At 34.1% G+C, this 12,289-nt stretch carries 7 protein-coding genes; 4 read left to right on the top strand and 3 right to left on the bottom strand.

The window, feature by feature from the left end:
• Positions 1-19: 19 nt before the first annotated feature.
• Positions 20-3,307 carry a TonB-dependent receptor gene (locus DCS95_RS17740; RefSeq protein ID WP_164674231.1) on the bottom strand — a complete coding sequence of 1,096 codons (3,288 nt, stop codon included), beginning with the start codon at positions 3,305-3,307 and terminating at the stop codon, positions 20-22.
• A 211-nt stretch (positions 3,308-3,518) separates the two neighbouring features.
• A complete protein-coding gene (locus DCS95_RS17735; protein ID WP_116772133.1) occupies positions 3,519-4,676 on the bottom strand; it encodes a FecR family protein in 1,158 nt (385 codons plus the stop codon).
• A gap of 115 nt (positions 4,677-4,791) precedes the next feature.
• On the opposite strand from DCS95_RS17735, the gene DCS95_RS17730 reads away from it, so the two are divergent.
• On the top strand, positions 4,792-5,373 hold the full coding sequence (locus DCS95_RS17730; RefSeq protein ID WP_116772132.1) for an RNA polymerase sigma factor: 582 nt from the start codon (positions 4,792-4,794) through the stop codon (positions 5,371-5,373).
• Between the two features lie 29 nt (positions 5,374-5,402).
• Here DCS95_RS17730 and DCS95_RS17725 read toward each other — a convergent pair whose 3' ends face one another.
• Positions 5,403-6,158, bottom strand: a complete 756-nt coding sequence (locus DCS95_RS17725) for a DeoR/GlpR family DNA-binding transcription regulator (protein WP_116772131.1) — start codon at positions 6,156-6,158, stop codon at positions 5,403-5,405.
• Between the two features lie 200 nt (positions 6,159-6,358).
• On the opposite strand from DCS95_RS17725, the gene DCS95_RS17720 reads away from it, so the two are divergent.
• The 3 genes from DCS95_RS17720 to DCS95_RS17710 all read left to right on the top strand — a co-directional run bounded on the left by DCS95_RS17720 (position 6,359) and on the right by DCS95_RS17710 (position 12,287).
• Positions 6,359-9,448, top strand: coding sequence for a SusC/RagA family TonB-linked outer membrane protein (locus DCS95_RS17720; RefSeq protein ID WP_116772130.1), 3,090 nt, complete (start codon positions 6,359-6,361; stop codon positions 9,446-9,448).
• Between the two features lie 10 nt (positions 9,449-9,458).
• Complete coding sequence (locus tag DCS95_RS17715) at positions 9,459-10,763, top strand: RagB/SusD family nutrient uptake outer membrane protein (RefSeq protein ID WP_116772129.1); 1,305 nt, start codon at positions 9,459-9,461, stop codon at positions 10,761-10,763.
• Between the two features lie 126 nt (positions 10,764-10,889).
• Entirely contained in the window at positions 10,890-12,287 is a 1,398-nt protein-coding gene (locus tag DCS95_RS17710) for a sodium:solute symporter (RefSeq protein WP_164674230.1), read from the top strand.
• Positions 12,288-12,289: the final 2 nt, after the last annotated feature.

Genomic DNA, 12,289 nt, shown 5'->3' with positions numbered 1-12,289 from the left:
AATGTTATGTCTTTATAAATTAAAATCTAAATTTTAGACCAATCGCATAAATTTTGGCGCTAGGATAGCTACTCTGATCGTGACCAAAACGTAATCGATCGCCAATATTACTTGAATCAGTTCCTCTAGTATTAGCTTCTGGATCAATACCTGAGTAATTTGTAAAAGTGAATAGATTTGTACCTGAAATATATAATTGAAGCATATCAAAATCACTTAGACCTATGTCAGAAACAGGAAAATTATATGCCAACCTCATCGATTTTACACGCAAATAACTGGCATCTTCAATAAATCTATCTGAAACAGTAATTTGAGTAGCACTACTGATTTTTGGATATTTTGCGTTAGGATCAGGGTTTTCAGCTGTCCAATAATTTCCAATAATATCTCTAAATTGATTATTACCTCGTTGAAAAGAATTTAAGTGTGTTCCATTGGTGGCATTAAATAGTTCATTTCCTTGAACCCCTTCCAACATCACATTTAGTTCGATACCTTTATAACTAAAATTAGAAGTTAATCCATATATAAAATCTGGATGATAACTACCCAAAATCACACGATCCAATGAATTTATTAAACCATCAGGAACACCATCGGGTCCACTAATATCTTGATATTTTATAAACCCATTCTCATCCAAACCATCTTCAAGAAGTCCGTAAAAAACACCCAATGGTTCTCCTTCTCTTGCAATATTCGCACTTGGCCATACCGCAGCTTGTGCCGCACCAAAAATATCACTGTCACCAGCAAGCTCGATAACCTTGTTTCTATTAGCGGAAATTTGAGCCGATACATCCCATTTAAATTCGTTTCTTAAAATATCAGCGTCAACACTAAATTCTACTCCTGAATTTTGTATTTCACCAAGGTTTCTAAGAATTGAACTAAACCCAACACTTGATGGAAGAGGTACCGATGCAAGTAAGTCTTTCGTATTCTTTTTGTAATAATCAAATACAAACCTTAATTGATTATTGAATAGATTCAAATCAAAACCAACATCTAGTTGCCCTGTAGTTTCCCATTTCAATTCACTATTAGAAATACCGGCAGGGTAAAACCCGATAACGTCTGCTTGATTTTCAAAGATGAACTTTGCTGAATTCAACCTATCTAGCGATTGATAAGGACTGAGCGCGGTGTTACCTGTAATACCGTAACTAGCTCTTAATTTCAAGTTTGAAATAGTTGAACTATTTTCTAGAAAAGATTCGTCAGAAACACGCCACGCTAAAGCTGCTGAAGGAAAATATCCCCATTTATTATTTGCGCCAAACCTCGAAGATCCATCTGCTCTAATACTAGCGGTCACCATATATTTACCATCATAGGCATAATTTACCCTCGATAGAAACGAAGCTAACGTCCAGTCAAAATAACCGGACCAAGGATTACCAACAGTTTCTGCGGCAGCCAGATTATAGTTTTCTGTAATATTATTGGAAAAACCGCTTACGTAAATACCAGAATAACGGTTCATTTGCGTTTGGTAAGTAGCACCGCCTATTACGTTTAAACTGTGTTTTTCATTTAATGTCTTTGAATACGTCAAGACATTTTCCGTTAAAAATGAATTAAAGTAATTATTTCCTTCTTGAGCAGAACCTCTATCATTTTCATACACAGTTGGCGTAAACAACTCGCTACGTGAATTTCTATATTGTAAGCCTAATAAGGTCTTAAAAGAAAGGCTGGGCGTAATTTGAAAATCGAAAGTTGAGTTAGCCAATACACTATTAGCAAAACTAAGATTCTTATTAAGTGTAGATAATAAAGGGTTCCGCATATCTGCAGACCCAAAATTGTAAATCTGTCCTATTTGGGTTGGTAGCCCATCCTCATCATATAAAGGTAATGTAGGTGGTGCCGAAGCTGCTGCAGAAAGCATTGATGTACCTCGGTATCCATTATCAACATTAACTGAATGGGTCTCACTTCTTGATAATTGAAGGTTAATACCCATTTTTAACCAGCTTTTCAATTCTTGATCTAAGTTAACTCTAACTGAACCTCTTGTAACGCCAGAGTTTTCAATGATTCCTTCCTGATCATAATAATTACCGGATATAGAATATCTACCTTTATCTGAACTACCTGAAAAAGTAATGGTATGGTTTTGAACAGGTGAAGTTCTAAAAATTGCATCTAACCAATCGGTTCCTGGGTTTTGAACTTCATCAACATTAAAATTCGGTTCTAGACCTTCATTTTTTAACCACTCATTGGCTATAATGGCATATTCTTTAGCATTAAGTAAATCATATTGATTTATGACCTGTTGCATACCAAAGTAATTATTTACCTCTATTTTACTTTCTTGATTCTTTACCCCTCTTTTAGAAGTAATAATTACCACGCCGTTTGCACCACGTGAGCCATAAATTGCAGTTGCCGATGCATCTTTTAAAATATCTACGGATTCAATATCAGCAGGATTTAAATAATCTATACCACTAGTAACTGGAAATCCATCCACAACATATAACGGTTGATTGTTACCTATCAATGAATTCCCTCCTCTAATACGTACCTCAATTCTAGAACCAGGAGTACCTGAGTTTTGAGTAACCCTTACACCAGATGCACCTACCTTAAGCGCCTGTGCCATATTGAAAACTGGAACAGATTCTAGGGTTTCAGTTTTAACCTGAGAAACCGACCCCGTTAGGTCTGCCTTTTTCATTGTACCATAACCAACTACAACAACCTCTTCTAAGCCCGCTGCACTTTCTTGAAGTACAATATCAACATTACCTTTTCCTTCTAAAGCAACCTCTCTAGTTGCATAGCCTAAATATGAAAATATTAGGGTTGCGTTTTGATCAGAAACCAAAATGGAAAAATTACCATCAAAATCTGCTGTTACTCCATTATTAGTGCCTTTTTCAACAATGTTAGCACCTGGTAAAGGAACACCATCAGAATCTAAAATGGAACCTGTCACCGTTTTTTGATAGGCTTCGACTTTTTCGTCTTGTCCCCTAGCCCTATTTAGCTTTGAATCTTTTTTTAAAAATATTTTACGATCTTTTATTTCGTAAGTAACATTTTGATCGTTAAAGAGACTTTTAAGAATGTCATCAATTGGAACACGTTTAAATTTTACAGTTACCTTTCTATTTAAATCAACGGTATTTGTCTTAAATAAAAATTTAAACTCACTAAGGCTTTCGATTTCATCTAATACCTCACGAACAGTTGAATTTTCTTTCGCTATAGAAATTTTAGTTTTTTGAGAGTAGGTATTGGCCTGCATTAAAAAACTTATTGTCAAGAAAAAAAGAAGCGATAACTTCATTTTTAGGTCATAATTTAAGCGCCGAGAGAGAAACCCCTTCGACATTGGTGGTTTTTTCATAATTTTGAGTGTTTATTTGTGATTACGCTTTAAGTGTGATCATTTTTATAATCGGGAAATGTTCCAGCATTTTCCGATTTTTTTTTCGTCCTCTCGAAATATTAAAATGATCTAATGATGTTAGTTGATTTTAGCTCATTGTATTTAAGTTTTAATTGATTATTATTTTATTCTCTACTATTTGATATTCAATTTGATAAACTTTATTGAAATAACTAAACACTTCTTCTATTGTCTCGTGTTTAGTTTCAATTGTCGCATTAAATTTCTCGTTAGCTAGTGCTACATTATTGTTAATTATGACCACATTATAATGTCGTTCTAGTTTTTGGATTATATTTTCGAAAGAAACATTTCGAAAAACAAGATTCCCCTTCATCCAAGAGGTATAAAGCGCTGTATTAACTTTTTGATTAATTATATTTTTATCCGTTTTATTGAATACTCCCATATAACCCGGTTCCAAAAAGACTTCTTTTAAATCTTTCTTACTTTCTTTAGAAGACAAACCAACAGAACCTTCAACAAGAACAACCTCCGACTGCTTATCTTCGTCATAATTGGTCACATTGAATTTGGTACCATATACCTTAACATCTAAATCTTGAACATTTACTACAAACTGTCTATTGTTTTCGTGTATTACATCAAAAAAAGCTTCCCCTCTCAGAACAACACGTCTAATAGCATCTTTTTCGAAAACAGTCGGATATGTTATTGAACTACCTGCATTTAAATGCACCCTAGTACCATCTGACAATACAATTCCAAATTGTTTACCATTAGGAACACTTAATGTATTATATTCTAGTATCTGGTTTTCCTGCGACTCATAAATTAATTGATCATCTTTCTTGTTGCCGATAACCTTACCCGAAGTTCCTACAATTTTAGCAGTACCTGTCTCCGTTATTACCTGCTGTTCACCGTTGCCCAACTCTAGTACTATAGAATCTTCTCTTGGTACAACTACATTTGCTGTTTCATTGACCAATAATTTATTTTTCATTAAAAATCCAACTCCCAAAAACAAAACCGCAATAGCAGCATACTTAAAAACAGATAACATTCTAATTTTAGAACTTTGTTTTTTGTCCTTATTAATTTCCTCTAGGAGTTTTTCTTTTACTTTATCAAATTCAGAATTGTTCATAGCCAAGTTTATAGAGAAATGGGTTTTAACATATGATTTAAAAATCTTTTGATTCTTATCATCTAATAACCAATTATTAAGAATATCCAAATCTTCTACATCAGCTGACTGAGTAAAATATTTAATGATTCGATTTTCAATATCTTTTGATATCATTGATTGCTTCTCTTTTAATTAATACAAGTGAAATTCTCAATACCCTAACTTTTTTTTGATATTTTTTTCATAATCTCATAATATTTACCGTTTATTTGTTAAATAATCATTTATTATGGATGCTGAAGAAAATAGAAGATTAATTAAAAAACTTATTTCCGGAGAAGAAAAAGCCTACATTTTACTTCTAGAAAAATATCATCAACAACTAAATGCTTATGCGGTAACCTTAACCCATGATCAATCAACCGCACAAGACATTGTTCAAAATGTATTTCTAAAGACTTGGAAATCAAGAAAAAAACTTAATCCAGAATTCTCTATCCGTAATTTTCTTTATAAATGTATTTATAATGAGTTTTTAAATTCGTATCAAAAAAACAAGAGCGTTGTTTTATTAAACCAAAAGTATATTGAATACTCACATGAGGTTGCCGTTGAAATGGATAACAATATGATGAGCAAAATGATGGAAATTGTTAACAGAGAAATAAATAAGTTGCCTCCAAAATGCCAAAAAGTTTTTATACTCAGTAAAAAAGAAGGACTAACCAATAGTGAAATTGCAGATTATTTAGACGTTTCAATTAAAACTGTTGAAGCTCAAATAACCAAGGCATTTAGAATATTGAAAAATAAATTAGGCGATAAATATGAAACTATCTTGCTTATTATTTTCAATAAAAAATTGGTTTAAATATAGATTTGTGAACTATAATCTATCCTCTATACTAAATTAACCCCTTTATTCTTGTAAGGCTTTAGAATTTCTGCATCTGGATCAAGTTCGGTTACCAAATCGGTCAAGGTATTGATCTTACAAATTTTATATCTATTTACGGTATTCAATTTTTTACTGATGGTTAAAGCTATTAGTCTTTTAGAAGAATTGATCATTGCTTTTTTCATCTGTGCAATTTCCCAATCGGTCTCAGTTATGCCCTTTGCACTATCCAAGTAACCCGTTCCTAAAAAGCAAATATCTACCATAATATCGGTCAAGCTATTTATTGATACTCCACCTGTTACCAACTGAGATTCTTTAGATAACTTCCCTCCTATTAAATACACCTCATGATGATGAGTTTTATTATTCAAAAGTTCAATGGCCATAGGTAAACTAGGAGTAAAAAATGTAAGGTCCATTTTTCTCGGAATTAATTTAGCAAGTTCTAAGTTGGTAGACCCGCCACTAATTAGAACAACATCGCCGTTTTTTAATAGAGCAATACCCTTTTTTGCAATTTTCACTTTGCTGTCTTGTTCAAATATCTCTTTTGACCTATCCGAATAGGTATTGAAGCCATTCGAAATAGCTCCTCCGTGAACTTTACGCAATTTTTGTAATTCATCCAGCTCTTTTATATCCCTTCTTACGGTATCCATGGATACGTTTAGAATATTGGCTAAATCTGTTAACAACACTCTGTTATGTAATTGAACTTCTTCTAGTATAACTTGATGTCTATCACTTTTTTGCAAAATATATTTTTTAAAAACTACTACAAGGATATCAAATTAATAATAAACAACTATCATTTGCAACAAAAAATAGCAAATGATGTGTGCGATTTTAGAATACAATAAATTTTTCTTGATTTTATTGCTTTGTTGCAATAAAATATTGCAAAACATAAAATATTCTGCTAGGTTTGTTAGCACAACTACTTAAAACTAATATTATGAAGAAAACCTATCATGTTCTCTCGGTGCTCTTGCTGATGCTATTTTCACTCAGCACTTATGCACAATCCTCAACGGTATCTGGTACTATTATTGCCCAAGATGGTCTACCCCTTCCTGGCGCTACTGTCTTATTAAAAGAAACTTCCACAGGAGCTTCTACCGATTTTGATGGTAACTTTAGTATGCAGCTAACAAATGCTAGTAACAAAACATTAGTTATTAGTTACATTGGTTATAAAACAGAAGAAATTGCTTTAACGGGCATGGATCAAATTGTCAATGTGACATTAATGGAAGATTCAAATGCTTTAGACGAAGTAGTTCTAGTGGGTTCATCGGTAACACAATCTCGAAAAAAACTTGGTAACGCTATTACTACTGTAAAATCGGTTGAATTGGTAAAAGCTTCACCTGCAAATATTACAACTTCATTGCAAGGTAAAGTTCCTGGTGCACAAATAACACAAAATTCAGGTGACCCTGCTGGTGGTTTTTCCATTCGCTTAAGAGGTCCAAGTACAATTAAAGGATCATCTGAACCTTTATATGTAGTTGATGGAGTAATTACCAGTAACCTTACTACCAACGTCACCAATTTAAATGTTGATGCTGGCGATGCTGCCCCTGGTCAAAATAGAATGGTAGATATTAACCCTAATGACATTGAAAACGTAAATATTCTTAATGGTGCAGCAGCTGCAGCAATTTACGGTTCTCGAGCATCAAATGGTGTTGTTGTAATCACCACAAAAAAAGGTGGTAATTATGAAGACGGGCCAGAGTTCTATTTCAAATCTACATTTAGCGTAAATACCATTCGCAAAAAATTAGATTTAAATTTAATTGGTGAGGAATTTGAAACAGTACCCAATAGTGATCTTTCCGGTAGGTTATGGCCTATTTTCGGTTTTGATCCAAATGACAATAATGCGCTTACCACATATAGAAATTTGTCAACCGACAAATTTGAAACTACTAGATACGATTATCAAGATGAAATTTTCCAAACCGGATTTGGAAGTGACAATTACTTCTCAACCAAAGGAGGCAATGATAAAATGAGCTATATGGCTTCTATTGGTTACTTGACCAATGAGGGAATCATAAAGAATACAAAATTCGATAGATTCTCGGCAAGAGTGAACTTTAATCACAGAGTGACCGATTGGATGTCTTACGACTTAGGTTTATATTACGCTAATAGCAAATCTGATGAAAAACCAGATGGAAATGTTTTTTGGAGTCCTATCAACTCTATAAATATAACCAATAACACTTTCGATATAACTCAAAGGGACGCCAACGGCAATTTAATGGCTGTTGAAAACACCAGAGTAAATCCATTGACCATTATTGAAACCTTCGACATTACTCAAGATGTAAATCACTTCATTCCAAACTTGCACTTGAAAATTAAACCTACCGAAGAATTAAGCATTGATCAAATTATAGGTGTTGACACATACAATCAAAAAGGAAATATCTACATACCGGTATATCCTTATGAAAATGTAAATCCTGCATACTATGATGATGGTTACATTGGTAGTGCCGAGGCGAAGGTATTCAATTGGAACTATGATATTAATATGGCATACAACACCAATATTACAGACAAATTAAACTCGGTTACAACTGCAGGATATAGTTTTCAAAGTAGTGAGTTATCTTTTGAAGGAACTCAAGGAAGAGGTTTAGACAGTAATAACGAACCAACTATTCCGCTACAAACCCAACCAATTGACACCAATTTGGATATTTACGGATTCTTTTTACAGGAAACATTATCATGGGACAACAAGCTCTTTTTAACATTAGCCGGTAGAATTGATGGTGCAACAAATTTCGATGTTGACGAAAGATCTAATTTCTATCCAAAAGTTTCTGGATCCTACGTTCTTTCAAATGAACCATTTTGGAATACAGAAAGTTTTTTGAATTCCGCAAGGTTAAGAGCATCATACGGTGAAGCCGGTAACTTAACTGCAATAAGTCCTTACGAAAGATATGGTAGCTATACCTCAAATGATTACCTAGGCTCCTCAACATTACAACAAAATACCAGATTGGGTAACGAAGGATTAAAGCCTGAGCGTACAAAAGAATTTGAAATAGGTACAGACTTAAGTTTCTTTAATAACAGAGCTTCATTATTATTCACCTATTACCGTCAAAACATTGAAGACTTAATTGTAAGTCGTGTATTGGCACCTTCATTAGGTGGTTCAACAAGAACAGAAAATGTTGGTACAATGCGTAATAACGGTATTGAGCTTTATGCAAAAATAACACCTATTAAAACTGACGATCTAACATGGGATCTTAATTTCAACTATAGTAGTAATAGAAACAAGGTACTAAGCACTGTAGGTGGTGATATTACTATTGAAAGTGTTACCGGTGCCCCACCAATTGTAAGAGAAGGCGAAGCATTAGGCGTATTCTACGGAACTTACTATGCTACAGATGACAACGGAGAATTAATATTATCAGGTGAATCTACAGATGGTAGTCCGGTTGGGGTTCCTCAACAAGAAAGAGGTGACCTTACAACCAATACACCACAGCGTGATGCAGACGGACAACCGACTGGAGATGTTTTAAGAAAAGTTATTGGTGACCCTAACCCAGATTATATACTTGGAATTGGAACCGATCTTGCATATAAGAATTTCAATTTCAGCATGCTTTGGGAAGCAGTTCAAGGCTTTGATGTGTTTGATGCCGACAAAAGAACCAGACAAGGTGTAGGTGTTGGTCAGTTGGCAGCACAAGAGTTGACAGGAGAGCTACCTAGAGGATATATTGCCGGTATATACCCTATAGAAGAATTTAGAATAGAAGATGGTTCTTTTGTTAAACTAAGAGAGGTTTCTTTAGGGTATGAATTCCCTTCTCTATTCAATTCTAGTTTAGAAAATGTAAGACTTTCCTTGATCGGAAGAAACCTTATTTCTTTTGACAAATTCTTCAGCTATGACCCTGAGACCAATGCCGGAGGACAATCAAACTTATTGCGTTCAGTAAACTTTGGTAATGTACCGATCCCAATGACAATCTCATTATCATTAAGCGCTAACTTCTAAAAAGACAAATATGAAAAATATACTAAAAACTATAGCTATCACATTGCTCATTGCTACCACGTCTTGTGATACTGAATATTTGGACCCAAACTCTACATTAGAACCAGATGTAGTAAATAATACTGACAATTTGGTGCGCCTAATTAATGGTGTGCAACAAAGATGGAGTACCGAAAGAACCGGACTAATTTATACAAGCACACATATTTCTGGGTTAAATACCGATGAATTAAGATTACTGAACCCTGGTAACCTAGGAGAGAATGAAATTCTTTTAGGCGGTGATGATGTTAGCGGCAGTAATGAACTTTTAATTAATATGTGGACAAATGCATTATTGACCCGAAAGGAAGCAACTACAGTGATCGATGCAGCTGATGATGTTAGCGAAAGTACTTCCGTTTCGGGTTCTTTAAAAGCTTATGGTCTTTTCTACAGAGCTCTTGCCCATGGTACGCTTATTCAATATTTTGAAAGCATACCATTGGAAATTGTTGAGAATGCTGAATTTATAGAACGTTCAGCTGTTTTAGAAAATGTAATATCAGATTTAAACGAAGCCAAAAATTATATTGACGCTGGTTTAGATGCTTCTATAACTGCTGACATTTTTACTTCCGTAGATATAGAAAATTCAGTAAACGCTTTACTCGCAAGATTTAATTTAATGGCTGGTAATTATGACGCAGCAATTACCGCTGCCAATAATGTTGACCTATCAGTAAAATCTACATGGGAGTATGATGCATCAATACCGAATCCATTGGCTTTTTGGTTTGGCTCACAAAATGTTACCCAAGCAAAAGATTTAACTTTTGGTCTGCCTACGGAGTTGTTACCTGATGAAGATGATGAAAGAATTCCGTTCTATATTACCGCAGAAGATTTAGAAGCTGAAATACCAAACTACCAAGTAGTAGGTTTCTGGAGCGATAATACAGATGAAATCCCAGTTTATTTACCCGGTGAAATTTCACTAATTAAGGCGGAGGCATATGCAAGAAATAATGACCTTGCCAATGCGGTAGCCGAACTGAATACGGTTTTAACCAAAACATCTACAACAGACATTTACGGTTTAGGAGCAAATTTACCTGAATATGATGGTACGATGGAACAATCTGCTATTCTAGATGAAATTTATAGAAACAGAAGAGTTGAGCTATACTTAACCGGACTTTCTTTAGAGGATAGTAGAAGGTTTGATAGACCAGGCGCAACCGAAACAGATGCCGAAAGAAACAGGGACTATTACCCTTACCCTAACTCTGAAAGAGACAACAATACCAACACCCCCGCAAACCCTTCTTCTTAGGAAGTTAAATTCAACAACCACTATCTAAATTGGGACAGTTTCTATACTGTCCCAATTTTTAAATGATAATACCTATTGAAACCAACAACGATCATTTTTATAATTGCTTTTTACTTTGGTCTACTTATGATCATATCATACTTCACATCAAAGAAAAATAGCGATGATACATTCTTTACAGGCGACAAAAAATCTCCTTGGTATTTGGTCGCATTCGGCATGGTAGGCGCAGGCTTATCTGGAGTCACCTTTGTTTCTCTGCCCGGTATGGTAGCCAACAACAACTTTTACTTCTATCAATTTATACTTGGTAATATCGTAGGTTATTTTTTTATCGCCTTTGTATTAACTCCTTTATACTACAAACTTAAACTTGTTTCCATCTATACCTTTCTCAAAGTGAGATTTGGAAATAACACGTATAAAACGGGATCACTATTCTTTCTGGTATCTCAATCTTTTGGTGCGGCATTACGATTAATGTTAGCCGCCAAAATTCTACAATATGCAGTTTTTGACTATTTCAATGTCCCATTTTATGTAACCATTATCATTATCCTAATACTGGTATGGCTATACACTAACAAATCCGGTATTAAAACCATTGTATGGACAGATACTATGCAAACCATATTTTTAATATTGGGAGCTTCAATTACAATATATACGATAATAAATACATTAGATTTGAGTATCAGCGAATCTTTTGAACGTATAACCACACACGAATATTTTAAAATATTCAATTGGGAACCTGAATCAGGAAATAATTTCTACAAACAGTTTATTGCCGGTGTCTTGGTAGCAATTGCCATGATCGGTCTTGATCAAAATATGATGCAAAAAACCCTAACCTGTAAAAATGTTTGGGATGCTCAAAAAAACACCTTGACCTACAGTATCATTTTAGCAATGACACAGTTTCTATTTATGGGGCTTGGTGTGTTAATGTATATCTATGCAAGCGAAATGGGCATACTATTACCCAAGGGCGAAAATGGATTGTTTTTAAATACCGACAACCTTTTTCCTAACCTTGCTCTAAATCATCTTGGTACTTTAGCGGGTATATTCTTTATTCTAGGGATTATAGCAGCTTCGTTTTCTAGTGTTGATTCTGCGCTTACCGCTTTAACCACATCATTCACTTACGATTTTTTAGATATTTCAAACAAATCGAGCAAAAGAAAAAAGCAATTAAAGAATTTAGTCATTGTACTATTCTCCTGTATCATATTTGTCATCATACTATCTTTTTCAAATAGTAAAGGAGATGTAATCTCACTAATTTTTAAAGTTGCCGGTTATACCTACGGACCATTACTAGGACTATACCTTCTAGGCATGTTTTCCAAAATAAAATTAAAAGACAAATGGGTTCCTATTGTTTGCTTATCCGCACCGATAATCACTTACCTATTGGGTCAATTTTCTATAAATACATTCAACTTCGATTTCGGATTTATAAACATAGCAGTCAATGCAAGCTTAACCGTAATAGGCTTATTGCTTATAAAAAAATAAAA

The organism is Maribacter litoralis, assembly GCF_003075045.1.
In the GTDB taxonomy this organism is placed as follows: Bacteria; Bacteroidota; Bacteroidia; order Flavobacteriales; family Flavobacteriaceae; genus Maribacter; species Maribacter litoralis.
Note: the sequence above shows the minus strand (reverse complement) of the source record. Positions and strands in the feature narration are given on the sequence as shown.

Bases quoted from the DNA above. Each gene is read 5' to 3' on its own strand.
- DCS95_RS17715 (WP_116772129.1), top strand. From the start codon at position 9,459: ATGAAAAATATACTAAAAACTATAGCTATCACATTGCTCATTGCTACC.
- DCS95_RS17735 (WP_116772133.1), bottom strand. From the start codon at position 4,676: ATGATATCAAAAGATATTGAAAATCGAATCATTAAATATTTTACTCAG.
- DCS95_RS17720 (WP_116772130.1), top strand. From the start codon at position 6,359: ATGAAGAAAACCTATCATGTTCTCTCGGTGCTCTTGCTGATGCTATTT.
- DCS95_RS17710 (WP_164674230.1), top strand. From the start codon at position 10,890: ATGATCATATCATACTTCACATCAAAGAAAAATAGCGATGATACATTC.
- DCS95_RS17740 (WP_164674231.1), bottom strand. From the start codon at position 3,307: ATGAAGTTATCGCTTCTTTTTTTCTTGACAATAAGTTTTTTAATGCAG.
- DCS95_RS17730 (WP_116772132.1), top strand. From the start codon at position 4,792: ATGGATGCTGAAGAAAATAGAAGATTAATTAAAAAACTTATTTCCGGA.